Raw genomic sequence first — 20,396 nt, 5'->3', positions numbered from 1 at the left:
CGCTTGCCTGCATAAGGTGTGCGCCTGGAATCAGGAGATGCTCATGCGTAGCCCCATCAAACTCGCCTTTTCCGACAAGTACGACAAGCAGCACGCCAAGGAGTACCTGCTCAAGCACCAGGACGGACTGGCGCGTCGCCTCTCGCACCAACGCGACGAGCAGATGGCCCGCCGCGCCCTGGCGCTTGCCGGCGAGCCAGGCCTGGTGCTGGACTTGCCGTGCGGCGCCGGGCGCTTCTGGCCGCTGCTGGCGGAAAAGCAGAACCGCGTGATCATTGGCGCCGACAATTCCGCCGCCATGCTCGAGACCGCCTGCGCCTCACAGCCGCCTCATGTCGTTGAACGGGTGAAACCGTTGCAGACATCGGCCTTCGCGATCGACCTGCCGGACAACGCGGTCGACAGCATCTTCTGCATGCGGCTGTTCCACCACATCGGTGATGCCGCCCATCGCAAGACGATCCTCAGTGAATTCCACCGCGTCAGCCGTGACAGCGTGATCGTCTCGCTGTGGGTCGATGGCAATTTCAAGGCCTGGCGGCGCAAGAAGCTGGAGCAACGCCGCAGCGCCAGGACCGAGCAGCCGCACTTCCAGAACCGGTTCGTGTTGCCGGGCGACACGGTCGAGAAAGAATTCGTCGACGCCGGCTTCCGCATCCAGGAACACCTGGACTTCCTGCCGTTCTACGCCATGTGGCGTGTCTATGTATTGCGCAAGGGGTAACAGCACATGGTGGTAGCACAAGGGCAGGGTCCGGATTTCGACTTCTACTGGCACAGGCAAGGGCGATGGGTCGAGGCGCCCAACCAGCGCCGCGGTGGCGAGAGCGGCGTGCAGCGACTGCATGACGAGTCTGGGCAGATGCTGTATGCGAAGCGCCAGATCGGGCACATCTACCGCAGCCTGCTGCACCCCTTCGGGCGGCCCACGGTATTGCGCGAGCTCCACGCCCTCAACCGCTTCGAGCAGCTCGGTGTGCGCGTGCCACGCATCGTCTATTGTGGCGTCGAGCGCGATGCCGAGCATCAGTGGCGCGCGCTGCTGGTGAGCGAGGCGCTGGACGGTTTCGTCGACATCGACAGCTGGTACCAGGGCGGCGCCCGTGAACACCATGGCCAGGCCCTGCATGAGCGGGTGCTGCAGGACCTGGCAGCGAACCTGGCGCGCATGCACCGGGGGCATTGGCAGCATGGCTGCCTGTATGGCAAGCACGTGTTCGTCAAGGTGACAGGCGAGGGCGCCGAGGCCACCGCCGAAGTGGCTCTGCTGGACCTGGAAAAGTGCCGCTGGCGCATCAGTTGCCAGCGCGCGGCGTACAACGACCTGCGGCAACTGCGCCGCCATTCGTCATTCAGCGATGGCGAATGGCGAAAGCTGCTCTACTTTTACCAGATGGCGTTTGGCAGCGCTGTCAAAGGGTTGGAGCAATGAAATTACAAATAGCTCGAGGTTTGTTTCTGATTTGCGCGCTGGCGGTCTGCACCGCGGCGGCGGCGGCGTGGGAGGAGCCTCGGACGATCGTGTTCAGCAAGGCCGAGGCTGCACGGCAATGCGCCTTGCCGCGTGTCGTCAAGCAAGAGGTGGCCGTCCAGCCGGACCAGGACCTGCTGCTGTTCCTGTTCGGCATGCGCCAGGGTCTGCGCTCGCAGGGGTGAGGCCATGGCCGGTACTGACTGCACTTATGGATGGCCCTGACTCAATTGGCTGTGTTCAGCCTTGGAACTCAGCAAGGTATAGACGCACGGCAACACAAACAGCGTGAATAACGTGCCGATCGACATCCCGGTGGCAATCACCATCCCGATGTCGAACCGGCTCTCGGCCCCGGCTCCCGTGGCCACGATCAGCGGCACCATGCCGAACACCATGGCAGCCGTCGTCATCAACACCGGCCGGAGCCGGATCGCAGCCGCCTCTTCAACCGCCTCGCGGGCACTCAAGCCTTTCTGTTCGCGCAGCTGGTTGGCGAACTCCACCACCAGGATCCCGTGCTTGCTGATCAACCCGATCAGCGTCACCAGGCCCACCTGGGTATAGATGTTCATGCTCGAGATGCCCAGAAACAGGGGTAGCAAGGCGCCGCAGATCGACAGGGGCACGGTCACCAGAATCACCAGCGGATCGCGGAAGCTTTCGAACTGCGCGGCCAGCACCAGGAAGATGATCGCCAGTGCAAGCCCGAAGGTGACCCACAAGGCACTGCCCTCCTGCACGAACTGGCGAGCCGGGCCCGCATGGTCGAACGAGAACCCTTGCGGCGCTTCCTCCTGGGCAATGGTCTGTATCGTCTCCAGTGCCTCGCCCATGCTCACCATCGGCACCCCCTGGATGATCGCCGAGTTCAGCTGCTGGAACTGGTTGAGCTGGCGAGGCCGTGCCCGGTCGCTGAGGGTGATCAGCGTCGACAGCGGCAGCAACTGGCCCTGGTCGTTCTTCACGTAGTAGCTGTTCAGCCAGCCCGGGTTGTCCCGGTACGGCCGTTCGACCTGGGCGATGACCTTGTAGCTGCGTCCCTCCAGGGTGAAACGGTTGATTTCCGCCTCGCCCAGCAATGTCGCCAGCGTGCCGCCAAGCACGTTCATCGACACGCCCATCTGCGCCGCCTTGGCGCGGTCGATGTCGACCACGACCTCGGGCTTGTCGAACGCCAGGTCAATGTCTAGAAAGGCGAACTTGCCCGAGGCCTGGGCGCGGTCCTTGATGCGCTGGGCCACTTCCAGCAGGGCTGGATAGTCACCGGCGGTGTTGATCACGAACTGGAAGGGCAGGCCTTCGCCGGTGCCAGGCAACGACGGCAGGTTGAAGCCAAAGACCTGCAATCCGCCGACCTGCTCAAGCTTGGCCTGCACCACCGGCAGCAGCTCCATCTGCGTGCGCTCGCGTTCGTTCCAGGGCTTGAGCAGGAAGCCGCCGATCCCCGATTGCACGCCGTTGAAGCCGTTGATCTGGAACGAGGAGTAGTACTCGGGAAAGGTCTTGAAGATGGCGGTGAACTCATTGGTGTAGGCGTTGAGGTAATCCAGGTTGGTCGGCTGCGGCGAGCTGCTCATCATGAAGATCACCCCTTGGTCTTCGTCGGGGGCGAGTTCGCTCTGGGTGAACATCAGCAGCACCGGGATCAGGCCCAGCACGATGACGGCGAACACCAGCACCACCGGACGGCTGTTCAGCGTGCCGTGCAGCAGGCGCTGATAGCGCTGCTTGAGCCCCTCGAACAGGCTGTCAAGGCGGTGGGCAAGGCCGCTGGGGTTCTGCTCGTGGCGCAGCAGGAAGGCGCACATCATGGGGGACAGGGTGAGGGCGACGATGCCGGAGATGATCACCGCGCCCGCCAGGGTCAGGGCGAATTCCTTGAACAGCGCCCCGGTCAGCCCTTCGAGGAATCCGATGGGCGCGTACACCGCCGCCAGGGTGATGGTCATCGACACCACGGGCATGGCGATTTCCCGCGCCCCTTCCAAGGCCGCTTCACGCGGCGCCTTGCCCTCCTCGATGTGGCGATGGATGTTTTCCACCACCACGATGGCGTCATCCACCACCAGGCCGATGGCGAGCACCATGGCCAGCAGGGTGAGCAGGTTCAGCGAGTAGCCCATCATCTGCATGAAGAACAGCACGCCGATCATCGACAGCGGGATGGTGACCACCGGGATCAGCACCGAGCGAAGGGCACCGAGGAACAGGAACACCACGACGATGACGATCAGCACGGCCTCGCCGAGGGTCTTGATCACCTCGTCGATCGACGCCTGGATGAACAGCGTGGCGTCGTAGGCGATCGACACCTTGAGGTTGGAAGGCAGCTGGCTTTCGAGCTCCGGCATGATCCGCCGCACTTCCTTGATGACCTCCAGCGGGTTGGCGGCTGGCGTCGCCTTGATGCCGATGTACACCGACGGGGTGCCGTCGAAGGAGCTGACCGTGTCGTAGTTCTCGGCGCCCATCTGCACCCGCGCCACATCGCCCAGCAGCACGCGGCTGTCGCCAGCGGTCTTGAGGGGCAGGGCAGCGAACGCCTCGGCCGACTTGAGCTCGGTGCTGGCGTTGATGCTGGTCACGACGTATTCGCCCTTGACCTCGCCCGCCGCCGACAGGAAGTTGTAGCGGCGCACCGCATCCGTCACATCCAGGGCGCTCAGGCCGTAACCCGCCAGCTTCACCGGGTCGATCCAGATGCGCATGGCGAACACCTGGTTGCCGAGGATTTCGGCTTCGGCCATGCCCGGCAGAGTCGCGAGCTTGGGCTGGATGACCCGTGACAGGTAGTCGGTGATCTGCGGGTTGCTCATCTCGTTGCTGTAGAAGCTCAGGTACATCAAGGCCGAGGCGTCGGCGGCCTCCTTGCTCAGCACCGGGTCTTCCGAGTCCTGCGGCAGCTGGTTGCGCACCTCGTTGGCCTTGGCCAGCAATTCGGTGAACAGGCGGTCGCTGTCGGCGCCGATGCGTGCGTAGATGGAGATGATCGAGAAATTCTGCCGGCTCACCGAGGTCATGTAGTCGATGCCTTCGGCGCTGGCCAGACTCTGCTGCAGGGGCTGGGTGATGTAGCCCTGGATGGTCTCGGCATTGGCGCCGGGGTAGGCGGTGGTCACCGTGATCAGCGCGTTCTCCATCTGTGGATACTGGCGGATCTGCAGCTTGCTCCAGGCCTGGAAGCCCAGCAGGACAATCAGCAGGCTGACCACGCTGGCCAGCACCGGGCGACGGATGAAGGGATCGGTAAAGGCCATGAGTGCCTCCGGGCTCAGTCGTCGCGCCGCGCGCTGTGGGCATCGGGTTGCGGGGTCTTGTCGGGGGTGATGCGGATCGCGGCGCCCTGAGTCAGTTTCAGCTGGCCTGCGGTGACCACCTGCTCGCCGGGCTTGAGGCCCTTGAGAATCACCACCAGGCCATCGCGGCGCTCGCCGGTCTCGACGGTGCGGCGGTCGGCCACCAGCGGCGGCTCGTGCTCGCCATCCTCGGCCTGCTTGCGCGCGACTACGTACACCGAGTTGCCATAGAGGGTGTAGGTGACCGCGCTTTCCGGTACCACCACCTGGGGCCGCGGGTCGGGCAGCAGCACCTGCAGGCTGGCGAACATGCCCGGCAGCAGCTTGCCCTCGGGGTTGGCCAGGGTCGCGCGGACCAGCAGGTTGCGGGTGCTTTCCTCGACCTTGGGGTTGATGGCGCTGAGGGTGGCGGGGAAGCGCTGGTCGGGGTAGGCCGCCACCTCGACCTGCGCCTGCTGGCCCAGGCTCAGGCGGGGCAGCGCCTGCTCGGGCACATTGAAGTCGACATACAGGCTGCTGATGTCTTGCAGCGTGGCGAGCACCGTGCCGCTGGCCAGGTAGTCGCCGATGTCGACCTGACGGATGCCGATGGTGCCGCTGAAAGGGGCGCGAATGCTCTTCTTGGCGAGCGAGGCCTTGAGCTGGTCGACCACGGCCTGGTTGCGCTGGAACTGCGCGCGCAGGCGATCGTATTCGCCGCGCGAGATGGCCTGGCTGCCGACCAGCTGGCTGCCCCGGCCGAAGTCGACCCTGGCAAGGCCGAGGTCGGCCTGGGCGGTGCCCAGCAGCGCGGTTTCCTGTTCGCTGTCCAGTTCGAGCAACAGCTGACCGGCCTTGACCTGTTGTCCGGATTCGAAGTGCAGCGCCTTGACGGTGCCAGCATTTTCCAGGCTCAGCTCCACGCCTTGCAAGGCCTTGAGGCTACCGACCGCAGGCAGGCGCTGTTGCCAGCTGCGCTCGACCGCGGCCGTGGCAGCGACACTGACCGGCGGCTTGGGGGCTGAGAACATCTGGACCTGCCGGTAGATGGAAAAGGCCTTGTACCCCCCCAGCATCAGCACGATCAGTACAACGACAGCCAACATGATCAGCATGCGGCGGCGCAGCATAGTCCGGTTCCTTGGCGATCTGGTTATGGTTTGTCAGGCACGACTGCGGGCCATCCTGGCCCTGTGCGGGTGGGATGAGTATTGCTGGTTTTTTGGAGAGTGAGGTGTCAATCAGGGCCTCTTCGCTGGCAAGCCAGCTCCCACAGGTACAGCGTGGGCCTCAAGAGCACCGCTGTAGCTGTGGGAGCTGGCTTGCCAGCGAAGAGGTCAACCGAGATGCATCAGACCAGATGCAAATGGTTGTCCCAGAACCCGGACGGCAGCTCCAGTGGCTGCCCGGCCAACTGCGCCTTGCGGCAATCATACAACCGGCACCGCCCTTGCCCGGACGTCACCACGAACCCATCGGCCACCGCGCCCACCCCGGCGCAATCGGGCATCGGCGCGTCCAGGCGAACCTCGGCACTGTCCAGATCCCAGATGAACAGCCGGTTGGCCCGCGGTGCGGTCAGCGCCACCAGGCGCAGCTCGCTGTGGACGGCGACGCTGGCGGTGTAGTTGGCCATCGACTGCAACTGCCGCTCTGGCACCGGGAACGCCTGGAACGGCTGCCCCGGCCGTTTGATGGCGATCAGCTCGGCCGTCTCCTCGCCACCGCCCATGAACTGCTGGCCGGCGACGATCGTGCCGTCGGCGCCGATCGCCAGGTGGCGCACGCTGTTCATCTGCTGCCCCAGCACCTCCTTGCTCAGCAAGGTGCCATCGCGCTGCATCAGCACCAGGCTTGGCTCCATGGCGTCCAGGTTCATCTCCACGCGGCTTTCGGCCTCGGTACGGATACCGCCGTTGGCCACCACCAGGGTCTCGCCGTCGGGCATCCACGACACCTGGTGCGGGCCGATGCCATGGGTGGACACCTCGCCGCTGTAGTGCAGGCGCTCACCTTCGAAGCGATACACCCCCAGCACGCCGCGTCCCGGGTCTGTGGTGTCGTTCTCGGTGGTGTAAAGCCATTCACCGTCCTTGTGGATCACCGCATGGCCGTAGAAATGCCGGTCGGGCTGGGAGGTGATGGTCTGCAGCAGCCGTCCGTCGCGCAGGTCGACCAGGTAGCTTTCGGTACCCGGTCGACGTGCCACGAACAGCGCCAGTGGCAGCGCGGGATGGTTGACGATGTCGTGGCAGCGCTGGCCCACCTCGGTGGCGAACACCTGGGTGCCGTCCAGGCGATAACCGACGGCATAGTGCTTGCCGTCGCCGTCATCGCGCGCCGACAGCAGCAGCGGCTCGCTGCCCTTGCTGCGAAACAGGCTCCAGCCGCCCAGGGTGAGGGCGCTGAGCACTACGCTACCGAGTTTGATCGCCTGGCGTCGCAACATGTCAGTCACCATCGTTGGCATTGAAGCCCAGCTGGATGTTCAACGCCTTGGCCAGCTCGCCTTCGTGCAGGCGGTGGACGACGTTGAGGCTGTCGTAGATCTGGTTCAGGGTCTGTTTGCCAGCGTCGTCGGCCAACAGCTCGCCCAGCGACTTCTGGTTGCTTTCGAACATCTTGAGCGAGGTCGCGTAGGCATCGTCGATCTTCTGCGCCAGGGCGTCCTGGTCGCTGCCCAGCAGGCCGCGCAGGCCTTTGTTGTCGACCCCGACCCACAGCGCCTGTGCCGCCTTGAGGCTGGCCTCGAGGCTCTTGATCGAAGCGTGGCTGCGCCAGGCTTCGGCCTGCAGCGGCTGGGCGATACCCTTGCTCTGACGGCCCATGGGCGCGCCGAGCTTTTTCTTCAGGGTGTCGAGCGCGGTCACCTGCGCACGCAGCAGGTCGGCGATCGCCTCGTGCGAGTCAGCGTAGCGCTGATTCGGGAACTTGGTCATCTGCGCGAGCATGCCGTCGGTGTTGTTCCAGCCTTTGAGGATCTCCTCGGCCAGGGCCTTCTGATGGTCGCCGATGGCCACCAGCAGCGGGCAGTAGCGGGCTTTCTGCTCAGGCGTGGCGACGTCGGGCTTGCTGTCGAAGAGGATATACTCGTAGGCCGAGAGGCCGCGTACCACGACGCTGGACTTGCCCAGTGTCTCGGCATTCACAGGCTTGTCGCCATTGACCAGTTGCTCGACCTGGCGGCCGACCAGGTTTTTCTTGTCTGGCCAGAACTGCACCTGCCAGGCGCGGTTGCCTTCGGCCAGAGGGCCGACCAGCAGCGGTTGCAGCTCGGCCCAGGCTTTCTGCGCGGCGAGGAAGTCGTTGCGCGCGGCGTCCAGGCTCTGCTTGCCTTCGCAGAAGGCAAGGGCACTGGCGGCCAGCTGGCGGTCAGCTTCGACCCAGCGGCTGTAGGTGGGCAGGATCACCTGCTTGGCGATGGCGGCGGACGTCACGGCCTGTGGATCCTGCGGCGAGCACGCCCCGAGGGCGAGTGCGGCGAGGCTGGTGAACAACAGTTTGGGTCGGAACATGCCCGGCTCCTTGCGCGTTTTAAAGTGAGTTCAGGAACGCCAGCAGCGCGGCGCGCTGCTCGGCATCGAAGGTCAATACCTGCTGGCGCGCCGCTTCCGCCTCGCCGCCGTGCCAGAGCACAGCCTCGAGCAGGTTGCGGGCGCGCCCGTCATGCAGAAACTGGGTGTGGCCACTGACCGTGCCGGTCAGGCCGATGCCCCAGAGAGGCGGGGTCCGCCAGTCCTGGCCACCGGCGGCGAATTCGCTGCGGTGGTCGGCAAGGCCGGGGCCCATGTCGTGCAGCAGCAGGTCACTGTAGGGACGAATGACCTGGTTCGCCAGTTCAGGCTCGGCAGCGTCGGCGGCCGTGGTGAACTGCGGGGTATGGCAGCCTTGGCAGCCGGCCTTGAAGAACAGGTTCTTGCCTGCCAGCACCTGTGGGGCGTCGACCTGGCGACGCGCGGGCACGCCAAGGTTGCGGGTGTAGAACGACACCAGGCGCAGGATGTTGTCGCTGACTTCCTTGTCGCCGTCGGTGCCGTCGCCATTGGGCGCCGCCAGGCAGTCGAGCTGGGCCGGCATGCAGTCGTCGACCGGGCGCAGCGTGGTGGTGAGGCCCATGTCGCCTGAAAACGCATGCACGTTCTGCTGGTTGATGTTCGGCTGTCCGGCCTTCCAGCCGAAGCGGCCCAGCACGGGGGCACCCAGCACATCGTCCCAGACCCGGTTGGGCCGTCCGCGGATGCCATCGCCATTGCGATCGTGCGGATCGGCGTTGGCCAGGATCGCGGCCTCGGGGATGGCCTCGAGCAGGCCCAGGCCGATCATCGGTGGCGCGACACGCGCCGAAAACCGTGTGTCAGGGTGCATCGGCCCGTAGCCGAGCTGGGTGACCTGCAGGTGTGGGCGGCGCAGCTCGACCTGGGTGCCGTCCTTGAAGGTGACGGTCTGGTGGCTGTACTCGACCCGGACCTTGCCCTCGGGCGCGATGCCGGGGATGGCCATGTCCTGCAGCTGGGTGCCGTACACCGGCTCGGGGACGACGCCCAGTTGCTCGATGATCTTCGCGTATTCGGGCCGGTCGGGAATCGACAGGCGCACCAGCATCGACACCGCGTTGCGGGCATCAGGCTCGGGCGGATGGCCGCGGCCGTCGCGCACGTGGCAGTTCTGGCAGGCGTTGGTGTTGAACAGCGGGCCCAGGCCATCGCGCGCGGTGGTGGTGGAGGGCGCGATCACCCAGGGGCTGCGAAAAAAGCTGTTGCCCACGCTGAAGTCCAGGCGCCGCTCGGGGCTCAGGTTGGCCGAGGGCATGGAAAACGCATTGCGGTCGGCGCGCTGCACCGTCGCCTTGCCACCCGACAGCGCCTCGCCCGGCTCGGCCTGGGTGAAACGCGGCGCGTCATCACAGGCGGCCAGGGCAATGGCCAGCAGCAAGGGGCTGAGACGGAGCAGGGACATCAGGAATCCTGGGCTTGGGCAAAAAACCGGCGTGCAAGCTTAGCAGGCTAACGGGGTATGAATAAGAGGGATTTGCGTTTGCTGGATGAAATTGCCACCAGGGATGTTGGCTCCCACAAGGCTTGCTGCAAAAAAAGGCGGCCGTTCGGCCGCCTCTTGTGGAGCACGCAGCCAATCAGAATTCGTGATCAGCGGTGTCCGGGTTCAGGTTGGAAATCCCCAGCTTGCCCGCGGCCTGCTCGATCGCACCGGTCTGCTTGACCAGGGAGGCGATGGCGTCACGCACGATCTGGTTGCCCGCGGCGTTGTCCGGGGCGATCAGCTGGTCGTAGTGCTCGCCCTTGAGGGCATGGTCGACGATCAGCTGGATCTTGGCTTCGGTGGCTTCCAGGTCGGCCTTGAGGGTGGTGTCGGCGGCCGGGTCTGCCTTGGCCACCAGCGAGGACAGGCTCGGGCCGGTCACCTTGGAGCCGTCGGGACGGGTGTACTCGCCCAGGTAGACGTTGCGGATGCCCTTGGCGTCAAAGAAGTGCGAGTAGTGGGTGTTGTCGCTGAAGCAGTCCTGCTCGTCTTCCGGCGAGTTGGCTTCCAGCGAGACTTTCATGCGCTCGCCGGCCAGTTCGCCCAGCGACAGGCTGCCCATGCCGAACAGCATCTTGCGCAGGCCGTCGGTGGCAGGCTCGGCTTCGAGCTTGGCGCGGTAGTTGTCGGCAACGTTCGGCGCCCAGTTGGCGAGCATTTCCTCGAGGTCGCTGACCAGCAGGTCGGTCACGGCCTTGAGGTAGGCGCGACGACGCTCGTTGTGGCCACCCGTGGCGCCCGCGCCTTCGAGGTAGTCCGACGCTGGGCGGTTGCCCGCGCCTGGGCCGGTGCCGTTCAGGTCCTGGCCCCACAGCAGGAACTCGATGGCGTGGTAGCCCGTGGCGACGTTGGCTTCGGAGCCGCCCAGCTCGTTCAGGCTGGCGAGCTTCTCGGGGGTGATGTCCTTGACGTCGACCTTGTCTTCGCCGACCTGGATCTCGGTATTGGCGATGATGTTGGCGCCGGCGGCCGGGTTGCCCAGGGCGTGCTCGTAGCTGGCATCGACGTAGTCGATCAGGCCTTCGTCCAGCGGCCAGGCGTTCACCTGGCCTTCCCAGTCGTCGATGATGGTGTTGCCGAAGCGGAAGGCCTCGGTCTGCAGGTACGGAACGCGCGAGTCGGCCCAGGCCTGCCTGGCGGCTTTCAGGGTGTCGTCGTTGGGCGTGGCCAGGAAGGCATCGATCGCGGTCTGCAGGGTCTTGGCGGTGCTCAGCGAGTCGCTGTACACGGCGTGGACCATCTCGGCGTAGTGCTTGACCACGGCCTGGGCAGCGGCTTCATCGACGGCAGGGGCCGGCGCCGCGGCAGGGGTGCTGGTGGCGGTAGCAGGTGCCTGGGCTTGCGGGGCGGCAGCCTTCTCGTCCTTGTCGCCGCAACCGGCGAGGGAGATGGCGATGGCCAGCAGACTGGCGGAGGCCAGAGGCATACGAATCATTATTGGTTTCCTGCGTCGTGTGGTTGGACTGGGGTGCCGGAGGCACGCGAAACCGCAACATGATGCGAAAGATTTGCATTTGGTGTAAAGGGCCGCGCACGGAAATCTGCAAATGCCCCCTCGTGGTGCAGCGCCGCGGGCCACAAGGGCTACAGCGCGCTGACCCGGTTGCGTTGCGCGTGCTTCAGGAAGGTGGTCAGGTCACGGGCCGGCAGCGGCTTGCTGTAGTGGTAGCCCTGACCTTCGTGGCAGCCCTGGGCAATGATGTAGCTTTCCTGCTCGGCGGTTTCCACGCCCTCGGCGATCACCTGCATGCCCAGGCTCTTGCCCAGCTGGATGATGGCTCGGACGATGGTCGCATCGTCATCGTCGTCGAGCAGGTCCTGGACAAAGCTCTTGTCGATCTTGATCTTGTCCAAGGGCAGCGACTTGAGGTAGCTGAGCGACGAATAGCCGGTGCCGAAATCGTCGATGGCGATCAACGCGCCCGAGCGGCGTAGGCTGAGCAAGTGCTGGGAGGCGGTGCTGATGTCTTCCATCAGGCCGGTCTCGGTCACCTCAAGCTCCAGGCTGCGCGGGGGCAGGCGGTAGATCTGCAGGAGGTTGTTCACCACCCGGGGCAGTTCGCTGTGGTGCAGTTGCACGGTGGACAGGTTGACGGCCATGCGCAGCTCGCCAAAGCCTTGGTCGTGCCATTCGCGCAGCTGGCGGCAGGCCTGGTCGAGAATCCACTCGCCAATCGCGATGATGCTGCCGTTCTGCTCGGCCAGGGGAATGAACTGGTCCGGCGGGACCAGGCCCAGCTGCGGATGCTGCCAGCGCAGCAGGGCCTCGACGCCGACCACGCGGTGATCGCGGTAGCTGATCTGCGGCTGGTACACAAGGAACAGCTGGTTGCGTGGCAGGGCCTCGCGCAGGTCCTTTTCAAGTTCGCGGCGGCGGCGCATCTCGCTGTCGACGCTGGCGACGTAGAACTGGTAGCGGTTGCGCGAGCGGGCCTTGGCCAGGGTCATGGTCTGCTCGGCTTTTTGCAGCAGCTTTTCGGTGCTGTCGCCGTCTTCAGGGAACAGGGTGATGCCGATGGTGGCGCGCAGGCGAATCACCTGGTCGCCCAGGGCAAAAGGCGCTTCCAGGTCGTCGAGAATGTTCTGGGCCAGCCCGGCCGCCTCGTAAGGCTGCTCGATATCGGCCTGGACCAGCGCGAACTGGTCGCCGCCCAGTCGCGCCAGGGCGCCGAGACGGCCGCTGTGGGCGCGCAGGCGGTCGGCCAGGGCCAGCAGCAACTGGTCGCCGGCCAGGTAGCTGAACTGCTCGTTGACGCCCTTGAAGTCGTCCAGGCCGACGCAGAGCACCGCCACCCTGCGCTGCAGGCGGCCGCCGTCGACCAGGATCTTGTCCAGCTGCTGCTGCAATTGCTGGCGATTGGGCAGGCCGGTCAGGAAGTCGTACTGCGCCATGCGTTGCAGGCTGTTCTCGGCCTCGTGGCGCAGGTGGGTATTGCGATCGATCGAGGCGAGCAACTGGTTGGCGGTATCGACCCACAGGCCCAGCTCGTTCTTCTCGTGGCCCCTGAGCAGCGGGATCTGGTGCTGGCTGGGGCGATCAGGATTGATCTGCGTGAGGTGCTCGATGATCTTCGACAGTGGCTTGGTCAGCAGCCAGTGGTAGACCAGGTAAAGCACCAGCCCCATGGCGAGCGCGCGCAGCACGCCCGAGATGAAGATGATCACGGCATTGACCAGGAAGCCTTCGCCGTAGGCGGCGCTGTCGAGGGTGATGCTGAGGTCGCCGTAATACTCGCTGTAGGGGCCGCGGCCCACCAGCTGGGTGCTGAAGCTGCGTTCCTGGCCAAGGATCAGGTCGGTGAGCCAGCGCGTGTCGGTTTGCTGCAGCGGACGCGACTTCTCGGCCAGCATGGTCTCGTTGGGGTGTCCGATGGACGCCATGCGCACCGACTCGTCCTGGAACAGGCCTTCCATCACCTGCATGCCCATTTCCCGGTCGAGGCTGTAGACCGCCTGGGTCGAGGGATCGCGGAACATGTCGAGGATCCGCTGCGCGTCGCTGGCCACGGCGTGGCGCGTCTTGTAGGCGTCATAGACGATCTGCGCGCAGCTCAGCACAACGCCCACCGCCAATGCCGACAGCAGCACGACCCTGAGCAACTTGACCGACAAGCTATGCCTGAATTCCAGCTTCAATGGGGTTTCCTTAATCCATGCGCATAGCGGCCTTTTTGCCAGCGGCCTGGCGGCACACCTTCGGTCGGACCCGGCACTCGGGTCGGCCTGAGTGTATCGGTCAAGCAGCCTTGCGACTTGAATGCTGTGGCAATCTTTCCCAGGTCTTGATGTTAGCGCGCTCTGAGCCCCGATCAAGGGGGTCAAGGGGGGTAGCAGGCGAAAAAAAACCCGGCCAGGCCGGGTTTTTTTCAAGCAGGCCTGGATCAGGCCTTGAAGGTCTTGCCTTCGAACTGCTCGGCAACGAACTGCCAGTTGACCAGGTTCCAGAACGCCTCGACGTACTTCGGACGCACGTTACGGTAGTCGATGTAGTAGGCGTGTTCCCAGACGTCGCAGGTCAGCAGCGGGGTGTCGCCGCTGGTCAGCGGGTTGCCGGCGCCAATGGTGCTCGCCAGGGCAAGGGAGCCGTCGGCTTTCTTGACCAGCCAGCCCCAGCCGGAGCCGAAGGTGCCAACGGAGGTCTTGGTGAACTCTTCCTTGAATGTGTCGAACGAGCCGAAGGCTGCGTTGATCGCCTCGGCCAGTGCGCCGGACGGCTGGCCACCGGCGTTTGGCGCCAGGCAGTTCCAGTAGAACGTGTGGTTCCAGACTTGAGCGGCGTTGTTGAAGATGCCACCCGAAGAGGTCTTGACGATCTCTTCCAGGGTCTTGCCTTCGAATTCGGTACCTGGGATCAGGTTGTTCAGGTTCACGACATAGGTGTTGTGGTGCTTGTCGTGGTGGTACTCCAGGGTTTCCTTGGAGATGTGCGGCTGCAGGGCATCATGGGCGTACGGCAGCGGCGGCAATTCAAAAGCCATGGTGATTCTCCTAATCAGGTCTGTTGCGGTTTGCGCAAGGCCGATCACGGGCGGCCGGTATGCATCGGCGAGTTTGTACTCTTTGCGACGCAGGGGTCCGATCATAGCACCGGCCCCCGCGCTTAACCACGCAACAAGTATAGGGGATAGAGGTTCCGCGATCCGGTCCCGGACAAGGACGGGCGGGCCGTTCAGCTCATGATCAGCTGCGCGGCCACCGCGAACATCATCACCGCCACCATCAGGTCGAGCATCCGCCAGGTGCCGGGGCGCGCCAGCCACGGAGCCAGCCAGGCCGCGCCCAGGGCCAGGGTGAAGAACCACAGCAGCGACGCGCTGGCGGCGCCGGCCACATAGGCACCAGGCACGCTCTGCTGGGCGCCGAGCGAGCCGATCAGCAGCACGGTGTCCAGGTACACGTGCGGGTTGAGCAGAGTGACCGCCAGGGCACTGAGCAACACCGCGCGGCGCGAGCGCAGGCCCTGGCCCTGCTGCTGCTCCAGGCTCTGCCGTGAGCAGGCCCGGCGCAGCGCCTTGCTGCCGTACCAGAGCAGGAACACCGCGCCCCCCCAGCGGGCAACGGCCAGCAGCGTTGGATTCTGGGCCAGCACCGTGGCCAGCCCGAACACACCCGCGGCCACCAGCAGCGCGTCGCACAGCACGCACAGCGCCGCCACGGGCAGGTGGTGCTCGCGGCGCAGGCTTTGCGCCAGGACAAAGGCGTTCTGGGTGCCAATGGCCATGATCAGGCCGAGGGCCACCAGCAGTCCGTTGGTATAGCTTTGCCACATAGGGTGATGCTCCACAGGCACCGGCTGAACGCGGGTGCGGAATATCGAAGAAGATGCTGGCTATTGTGGGCATTGGAGCGGTATAAGAAAAACCAATAATCCTGATCAGGCATTAGCAAAACCGATGTTCGACTACAAACTGCTGGCCGCGCTGGCCGCCGTGATCGAGCAAGGTGGTTTCGAACGCGCCGCGCAGGTGCTGGGGCTTTCGCAATCGGCGGTCTCCCAGCGCATCAAGCTGCTCGAGGCGCGGGTTGGCCAGCCGGTGCTGGTGCGTGCCACGCCGCCTAGCCCAACCGATACCGGCCGCCAGTTGCTCAACCATGTGCAGCAGGTGCGCCTGCTTGAGCGAGACCTGCAACGGCAGGTTCCGGCGCTTGACGAAGAGGGCATGCCGGAGCGGCTGCGCATCGCGCTCAACGCCGACAGCCTGGCGACCTGGTGGGCACAGGCGGTTGGGCCGTTCTGTGTCGGTCAGCCGTTGTTGCTGGACCTGGTGGTGGAGGATCAGGACGTCGGCCTGCGGCGCATGCGTGCTGGTGAGGTGGCTGCCTGTCTGTGCAGCAGCGAACGGCCCGTGGCCGGCGCGCGCAGCGTGCTGCTGGGTGGCATGCGCTACCGCGCGCTGGCAAGTCCCGCGTTCATGCAGCGCTATTTCCCCCTGGGCCTGGACATCCAGCGCCTGCCGCGCACGCCTGCGCTGGTGTACGGCCCGGATGATTTCCTGCAGCACCGCTACCTGGCGTCCCTGGGTATCGAGGACAGCTTTGTGCACCATCTGTGTCCCTCGTCCGACGGTTTCCTGCGCATGCTTGAAGCCAGCCTTGGCTGGGGCCTGGTGCCGGAGTTGCAGGCAAGCGAGCAACTGGCCAGTGGGCAACTGGTGGAAATTCACGCCAATACGCCCATCGACGTGCCCTTGTACTGGCATCATTGGCGCACGGGCGGGCAGTTGCTCAGCCAGTTGACCGAACACCTGCGGCGCACCGCGGCGCGGTGGCTGGTGCCCTTGTAGGCGCCAGCGGCGTCAGTTGCATCTGTAATCTGGCAAGGCGGAGTCTTACATGCGAATTCTGGTCACTGGCGCAAGCGGCTTCATCGGCGGGCGCTTTGCGCGTCTTGCTTTGGAGCAGGGCCTGGAGGTGCGCGTCAATGGCCGGCGTGCCGAGGGCGTCGAGCATCTGGTGCGGCGCGGCGCGCAGTTCATGGCGGGCGACCTGGCCGACCCGGAGCTTGCGCACCGGGTCTGCCACGGCGTTGATGCGGTTGTGCACTGCGCCGGGGCGGCGGGTCACTGGGGACGCTACCAGGACTTCTACCAGGGCAACGTGGTGGTGACCGAAAACGTTGTCGAGGCCTGCCTCAAGCAGCAGGTGCGGCGCCTGGTGCATTTGTCGTCGACGGCGATCTATTTCAACGGCCGTTCGCGCGTGGCTGTCCGCGAAGACCAGGTGCCGCGGCGCTTCCACGACGCTGTTGGCGCGACCCGCCACCTGGCCGAGCAGAAAGTCTTCGGCGCCCAGGAGTTCGGTCTCGAAGTGCTGGCTCTGCGCCCGGCGCTGGTCACCGGCGCAGGCGATTCAAGCATCTTCCCGCGGCTGCTCGAGAGGCAGCGCAAGCACCGTCTGGCGATTATCGGCAACGGCCTGAACAAGGTCGATTTCACCAGCGTCCATAATCTCTGCGACGCGCTGCTCAATGCCTTGTTCGCCGATGAGCAGGCCCTCGGCAAGGCCTACAACATCAGCAATGGCCATCCGCTGCCGCTGTGGGATGTGGTGAACTACGTGATGCGCCAGATGCACCTGCCCCAGGTCACGCGCTACCGCTCCTGCGGCCTGGCCTACAGCCTCGCCGCCCTCAACGAGGCTGCCTGCATGCTGTGGCCCGGCCGGCCGCAGCCGACCCTGTCGCGCCTCGGCGCGCAGGTGATGAGCAAGGACTTCACCCTGGACATCAGCCGCGCCCGGCAGTTGCTGGACTATCGGCCTCGAACCAGCCTGTGGTCGGCGCTGGACGAATTCTGCACCTGGTGGAAAGGCCAGCCCGTCACCTATTGAGCCGCTGTCTGCTGCGATCATCCATGAGATCGCCACGTGAGCGGTTTATACTGGCCCCTTTGGTATGACTACTGCGGTTAAGGCCCCCATGCGCAACGATGCCCGAGAAGACTACGACGACGTACCGACCCTGCGCGCCGGCACGCGTGATGACGATGAACTGCTGCCCGCGCGGATAGCCCGCAGCCGTGAGAAGGCCGCCCGGCCAGCATCGGTCGGGCCTTTGTGGGCGCTGTTGTGCGCATCGTTCATCGCCTTGGCGGGTCTTGGCTGGTGGAGCTTCCAGCAGATCTCGCTGATGGAGCAGCAGCTGGTCGCCACCCAGGAAAGCTTTGCCCGCATCAGCGAAGAGGCCGCCGGACGGCTGCAGGCGATCAGCGGCAAGTTCGCGGCCAGCGAGTCGAGCGTCTCCAGCGAAAGCGAAGCGTTGAAGTTGCAGATCCGCCAGTTGCAGGCTGGCCTGACGGAGCAGGGCACCCAGCAGCAAGGCGTGGCCGGCCAGGCCCAGGACCTGGGCAAGCGCCTGGAGCAGGCGCTTGCCGCTGCCGGCGAGCAGCAGAAAGCCTTCGAGGCGCTGCAGCAAGCCAATACCCAATTGCAGACGCAATTGCAGACGCAGTTGGCTGAGGTCGGCACCCAGCTTGCCGCGCTAAAGGCCGCGCAGGTCGATGGCGGCAAGATCGACACCCAGCTCCAGGGCCTGAACAGCGAGATCGCCGCGTTGAAAAAGCAAGGCAACCCCAACACTGCGATCCAGAGCCTGGAGCAGGATGTGCTGGTGCTCAAGAGCCAGCTCGACAACCGCCCGGCGCCTGCCGCCGCAGCCGCCAGCGGCGCGTCGGTGCAGGAATTCGACGCGTTCCGCGGGCAGGTCACCCGCAACATCAGCACCTTGCAGAGCCAGATCCAGAACCTGCAGAAGCAGATCAACGCGCGTTGAACAACAGGCTGACCCTTGCAGTGCCTGTCAGGGCCCCTTCGCTGGCAAGCCAGCTCCCACAGCTATCGCGGTGCTCTTGGGGCCCACGCTGTACCTGTGGGAGCTGGCTTGCCAGCGAAGAGGCCCTACCTGGCACTGCAAGGCAGGCCCGGCAGGCTAGCGTGGCCCGACAGCTGCGGCGTTACAACCGCGGGTAGTCGATATACCCCACTGGTCCTTTGGCATAGAACGTCTCGGGCCGCGCCTCGTTGAGCGGTGCATCGGCGGCCAGGCGTGCGGGCAGGTCGGGGTTGGCGATGAAGGGCACGCCGAACGCCACGGCGTCGGCCGTGCCGTTGGCCAGGGCGGCATTGGCGCTAGCCTTGTCGAAACGCTCGTTGACGATATACGGCCCGCCAAACGCTTCCTTGATCAGCGGCCCGATGCTGTCGTCCGCTTCCTTCTCACGCGAGCAGATGAACGCGATCCCGCGCTTGCCCAGCTCACGGGCGACGTAGGTGAAGGTCTCGGCGCGGTCGGCGTCGCCCATGTCATGGCTGTCGGCCCGCGGGGCCAGGTGCACGCCCACGCGGTTGGCGCCCCAGACTTCGATCGCGGCGTCGGTCACTTCGAGCAGCAGGCGGGCGCGGTTTTCCAGCGAGCCGCCGTAGGCGTCGGTGCGCTGGTTGGTGCTGCTCTGCAGGAACTGGTCGAGCAGGTAGCCGTTGGCCCCGTGAATCTCGACCCCGTCGAACCCCGCAGCCTTGGCATTCTCGGCGCCGACGCGGTAGGCCTCGATGATGTCTGCGATCTCGGCGGTTTCCAGCGCCCGCGGCGTTGGAAACTCGGTGATGGGCCGCACCAGGCTGACGTGCCCCTTGGGCTGAATGGCGCTGGGCGCGACCGGCGTCTCGCCGTCGAGGTAGCTGGGATGCGAGATGCGGCCTACATGCCACAGCTGCAGGAAGATACGCCCGCCCGCCGCATGCAGGGCCTTGGTCACGTTGGTCCAGCCGCGTACCTGGTCGTTGGACCAGATACCCGGTGTGTCGGGATAACCTACCCCCATCGGCGTCACCGAGGTGGCTTCGCTGAGGATCAGCCCGGCACTGGCGCGCTGCACGTAGTACTCGGCCATCAGGGCGTTAGGCACGCGGCCTTCATCGGCGCGGCAGCGGGTGAGCGGGGCCATGATGATGCGGTTCGGCAGTTCGAGATCGCCCAGGGTCATAGGGTCGAAAAGCGTGGTCATGCGGTGTACCTCGCAGCTATCAATTGGAAGTGGGCGCCAGTTCGGCGTCGTTGCCGCCCTGGTTGAACGTCAGAGCTCCTGGCTCATCTGCTCGAGAAAAGCCTGGATGGTGTGCTCGTTGCGTTTGAAAAAGTGCCACTGACCGATCTTCTGGCTGGTGATCAGGCCCGCGCGCTGCAGGGTGGCCAGATGGGCGGAAACAGTGGACTGCGACAGGCCGCAGCGTTGATCGATCTGCCCGGCGCACACGCCGTGCTCGGTGCTGTGGTGCTGATCGGGAAACTGCCCGGAAGGGTCCTTGAGCCATTTGAGGATGTCGCGCCGTACCGGGTGGGACAGGGCTTTGATCATTTCGTCGAGATCGAGAGACATGGCGGGGCTCGTGGTGTAGCGTTATATCGCGATAGAACGAAATATAAATCGGTATTTCGCGATAGCCAAATATGAAAGGGTTATCGGTCGAGCGCCAATCGCTATATCGCGTTATAACGATATACATCCTGCAGATGCTAGACTGCCGGAATGAATTACCTCGCGCACCTTCATCTTGGCGGCCCCGCGCCGCAACAACTGCTTGGCAGCCTGTATGGCGATTTCGTCAAAGGTTCGCTCGAGGGCCGCTTCGAGCCCGCGCTTGAGGCCGCCATCCGCCTGCACCGCTCCATAGACAGCTACACCGACAGCCACCCATTGGTGATCGCTGCCTTGGCGCGGTTTCCCCGTGAGCGGCGGCGATATGCCGGCATCGTCCTCGACGTGTTCTTCGACCATTGCCTGGCGCGGCATTGGAGCGACTACGCGGAGCAGCCACTGGAACAGTTCACCCGGCGGTTCTATCAGGTGCTGCTGGCCGAGCCGCAACTGCCCGGGCGGCTGGCCGGCATTGCGCCGTTCATGGCGGCGGATGACTGGCTGGGGGCGTATGGAGACTTCGCCACGCTTGAACAGGTGTTCAAGGGCATAGCGCGGCGGTTGTCGCGACCGGAAGGGATGGCCGGCGTGATGAGTGAGCTGGAGCGGTTGTACGAGCCGTTGCTGGAAGACTTTCGGGCGTTCTATCCGCAGCTGCAGGGGTTCGCCGCGACCCGGCGCGTGGATGGCCTCTGAATT

Annotated in this window: 18 protein-coding genes; 7 read left to right on the top strand and 11 right to left on the bottom strand. The window is 65.0% G+C overall.

The genetic code is table 11. The features are described 5' to 3' along the window. Positions 1-43: 43 nt before the first annotated feature. Genes VJS90_RS07510 through VJS90_RS07500 form a run of 3 tightly spaced genes read left to right on the top strand, consistent with a single transcriptional unit; the run spans position 44 to position 1,656 of the window. Positions 44-724 (top strand): class I SAM-dependent methyltransferase, encoded by a 681-nt coding sequence (locus VJS90_RS07510; RefSeq protein ID WP_324120582.1) that lies wholly within the window; start codon positions 44-46, stop codon positions 722-724. 6 nt (positions 725-730) lie between these two features. After that, positions 731-1,432: a lipopolysaccharide kinase InaA family protein gene (locus VJS90_RS07505; protein ID WP_324120580.1), complete on the top strand. Its 702-nt coding sequence runs from the start codon at positions 731-733 to the stop codon at positions 1,430-1,432. After that, the gene (locus VJS90_RS07500) at positions 1,429-1,656 is read left to right on the top strand and encodes a hypothetical protein (RefSeq protein ID WP_324120578.1); all 228 of its coding nucleotides are present in this window, start codon (positions 1,429-1,431) and stop codon (positions 1,654-1,656) included. The genes VJS90_RS07505 and VJS90_RS07500 overlap by 4 nt, the downstream gene beginning before the upstream one ends. 24 nt (positions 1,657-1,680) lie before the next feature. Here the strand turns inward: VJS90_RS07500 and VJS90_RS07495 are convergent, their stop codons facing one another. The 9 genes from VJS90_RS07495 to VJS90_RS07455 all read right to left on the bottom strand — a co-directional run bounded on the left by VJS90_RS07495 (position 1,681) and on the right by VJS90_RS07455 (position 15,055). Then, positions 1,681-4,731, bottom strand: coding sequence for a multidrug efflux RND transporter permease subunit (locus VJS90_RS07495; protein WP_324120577.1), 3,051 nt, complete (start codon positions 4,729-4,731; stop codon positions 1,681-1,683). Positions 4,732-4,745: 14 nt separating this feature from the next. Then, on the bottom strand, positions 4,746-5,879 hold the full coding sequence (locus VJS90_RS07490) for an efflux RND transporter periplasmic adaptor subunit (protein WP_324120575.1): 1,134 nt from the start codon (positions 5,877-5,879) through the stop codon (positions 4,746-4,748). A 221-nt stretch (positions 5,880-6,100) separates the two neighbouring features. Then, positions 6,101-7,198 (bottom strand): DUF1513 domain-containing protein, encoded by a 1,098-nt coding sequence (locus VJS90_RS07485; RefSeq protein ID WP_324120573.1) that lies wholly within the window; start codon positions 7,196-7,198, stop codon positions 6,101-6,103. Between the two features lies 1 nt (position 7,199). Next, positions 7,200-8,264, bottom strand: a complete 1,065-nt coding sequence (locus VJS90_RS07480; RefSeq protein ID WP_324120571.1) for an imelysin family protein — start codon at positions 8,262-8,264, stop codon at positions 7,200-7,202. A gap of 19 nt (positions 8,265-8,283) precedes the next feature. Then, complete coding sequence (locus VJS90_RS07475) at positions 8,284-9,705, bottom strand: di-heme oxidoredictase family protein (RefSeq protein WP_324120569.1); 1,422 nt, start codon at positions 9,703-9,705, stop codon at positions 8,284-8,286. Between the two features lie 175 nt (positions 9,706-9,880). After that, complete coding sequence (locus tag VJS90_RS07470; protein WP_324120567.1) at positions 9,881-11,221, bottom strand: imelysin family protein; 1,341 nt, start codon at positions 11,219-11,221, stop codon at positions 9,881-9,883. A 149-nt stretch (positions 11,222-11,370) separates the two neighbouring features. Then, positions 11,371-13,422: a putative bifunctional diguanylate cyclase/phosphodiesterase gene (locus VJS90_RS07465; protein WP_324120565.1), complete on the bottom strand. Its 2,052-nt coding sequence runs from the start codon at positions 13,420-13,422 to the stop codon at positions 11,371-11,373. 245 nt (positions 13,423-13,667) lie between these two features. Further along, positions 13,668-14,264, bottom strand: coding sequence for a superoxide dismutase (locus VJS90_RS07460; RefSeq protein WP_324120563.1), 597 nt, complete (start codon positions 14,262-14,264; stop codon positions 13,668-13,670). Positions 14,265-14,455: 191 nt separating this feature from the next. After that, complete coding sequence (locus VJS90_RS07455; protein WP_324120561.1) at positions 14,456-15,055, bottom strand: LysE/ArgO family amino acid transporter; 600 nt, start codon at positions 15,053-15,055, stop codon at positions 14,456-14,458. A gap of 124 nt (positions 15,056-15,179) precedes the next feature. On the opposite strand from VJS90_RS07455, the gene VJS90_RS07450 reads away from it, so the two are divergent. The 3 genes from VJS90_RS07450 (at position 15,180) to VJS90_RS07440 (ending at position 18,055) form a co-directional block, all read left to right on the top strand. Then, a complete protein-coding gene (locus VJS90_RS07450) occupies positions 15,180-16,070 on the top strand; it encodes a LysR family transcriptional regulator ArgP (protein ID WP_324120559.1) in 891 nt (296 codons plus the stop codon). A 49-nt stretch (positions 16,071-16,119) separates the two neighbouring features. Next, positions 16,120-17,115, top strand: coding sequence for an NAD-dependent epimerase/dehydratase family protein (locus VJS90_RS07445; protein WP_324120557.1), 996 nt, complete (start codon positions 16,120-16,122; stop codon positions 17,113-17,115). 88 nt (positions 17,116-17,203) lie between these two features. Next, positions 17,204-18,055 carry an ATPase gene (locus VJS90_RS07440; protein ID WP_324120555.1) on the top strand — a complete coding sequence of 284 codons (852 nt, stop codon included), beginning with the start codon at positions 17,204-17,206 and terminating at the stop codon, positions 18,053-18,055. A gap of 181 nt (positions 18,056-18,236) precedes the next feature. Here VJS90_RS07440 and VJS90_RS07435 read toward each other — a convergent pair whose 3' ends face one another. Then, positions 18,237-19,286 (bottom strand): alkene reductase, encoded by a 1,050-nt coding sequence (locus tag VJS90_RS07435; protein ID WP_324120553.1) that lies wholly within the window; start codon positions 19,284-19,286, stop codon positions 18,237-18,239. 69 nt (positions 19,287-19,355) lie between these two features. After that, on the bottom strand, positions 19,356-19,658 hold the full coding sequence (locus tag VJS90_RS07430; protein ID WP_324120551.1) for a helix-turn-helix transcriptional regulator: 303 nt from the start codon (positions 19,656-19,658) through the stop codon (positions 19,356-19,358). Between the two features lie 150 nt (positions 19,659-19,808). Here VJS90_RS07430 and VJS90_RS07425 point away from each other — a divergent pair, with 150 nt between their 5' ends. Then, positions 19,809-20,393 carry an ACP phosphodiesterase gene (locus tag VJS90_RS07425; protein WP_324120549.1) on the top strand — a complete coding sequence of 195 codons (585 nt, stop codon included), beginning with the start codon at positions 19,809-19,811 and terminating at the stop codon, positions 20,391-20,393. Positions 20,394-20,396: the final 3 nt, after the last annotated feature.

This window comes from Pseudomonas sp. (genome assembly GCF_035277045.1).
Lineage (GTDB): Bacteria > Pseudomonadota > Gammaproteobacteria > Pseudomonadales > Pseudomonadaceae > Aquipseudomonas.
The sequence above is the reverse complement of the archived record's forward strand: the minus strand, read 5'-3'. Positions and strand labels throughout refer to the sequence as shown.

What these genes read in the sequence shown, in the direction of transcription:
- VJS90_RS07510 (WP_324120582.1), top strand. Translation starts at nt 44, where the DNA reads ATGCGTAGCCCCATCAAACTCGCCTTTTCCGACAAGTACGACAAGCAG.
- VJS90_RS07505 (WP_324120580.1), top strand. Translation starts at nt 731, where the DNA reads ATGGTGGTAGCACAAGGGCAGGGTCCGGATTTCGACTTCTACTGGCAC.
- VJS90_RS07500 (WP_324120578.1), top strand. Translation starts at nt 1,429, where the DNA reads ATGAAATTACAAATAGCTCGAGGTTTGTTTCTGATTTGCGCGCTGGCG.
- VJS90_RS07495 (WP_324120577.1), bottom strand. Translation starts at nt 4,731, where the DNA reads ATGGCCTTTACCGATCCCTTCATCCGTCGCCCGGTGCTGGCCAGCGTG.
- VJS90_RS07490 (WP_324120575.1), bottom strand. Translation starts at nt 5,879, where the DNA reads ATGCTGCGCCGCCGCATGCTGATCATGTTGGCTGTCGTTGTACTGATC.
- VJS90_RS07485 (WP_324120573.1), bottom strand. Translation starts at nt 7,198, where the DNA reads ATGTTGCGACGCCAGGCGATCAAACTCGGTAGCGTAGTGCTCAGCGCC.
- VJS90_RS07480 (WP_324120571.1), bottom strand. Translation starts at nt 8,264, where the DNA reads ATGTTCCGACCCAAACTGTTGTTCACCAGCCTCGCCGCACTCGCCCTC.
- VJS90_RS07475 (WP_324120569.1), bottom strand. Translation starts at nt 9,705, where the DNA reads ATGTCCCTGCTCCGTCTCAGCCCCTTGCTGCTGGCCATTGCCCTGGCC.
- VJS90_RS07470 (WP_324120567.1), bottom strand. Translation starts at nt 11,221, where the DNA reads ATGATTCGTATGCCTCTGGCCTCCGCCAGTCTGCTGGCCATCGCCATC.
- VJS90_RS07460 (WP_324120563.1), bottom strand. Translation starts at nt 14,264, where the DNA reads ATGGCTTTTGAATTGCCGCCGCTGCCGTACGCCCATGATGCCCTGCAG.
- VJS90_RS07455 (WP_324120561.1), bottom strand. Translation starts at nt 15,055, where the DNA reads ATGTGGCAAAGCTATACCAACGGACTGCTGGTGGCCCTCGGCCTGATC.
- VJS90_RS07450 (WP_324120559.1), top strand. Translation starts at nt 15,180, where the DNA reads ATGTTCGACTACAAACTGCTGGCCGCGCTGGCCGCCGTGATCGAGCAA.
- VJS90_RS07445 (WP_324120557.1), top strand. Translation starts at nt 16,120, where the DNA reads ATGCGAATTCTGGTCACTGGCGCAAGCGGCTTCATCGGCGGGCGCTTT.
- VJS90_RS07440 (WP_324120555.1), top strand. Translation starts at nt 17,204, where the DNA reads ATGCGCAACGATGCCCGAGAAGACTACGACGACGTACCGACCCTGCGC.
- VJS90_RS07435 (WP_324120553.1), bottom strand. Translation starts at nt 19,286, where the DNA reads ATGACCACGCTTTTCGACCCTATGACCCTGGGCGATCTCGAACTGCCG.
- VJS90_RS07430 (WP_324120551.1), bottom strand. Translation starts at nt 19,658, where the DNA reads ATGTCTCTCGATCTCGACGAAATGATCAAAGCCCTGTCCCACCCGGTA.
- VJS90_RS07425 (WP_324120549.1), top strand. Translation starts at nt 19,809, where the DNA reads ATGAATTACCTCGCGCACCTTCATCTTGGCGGCCCCGCGCCGCAACAA.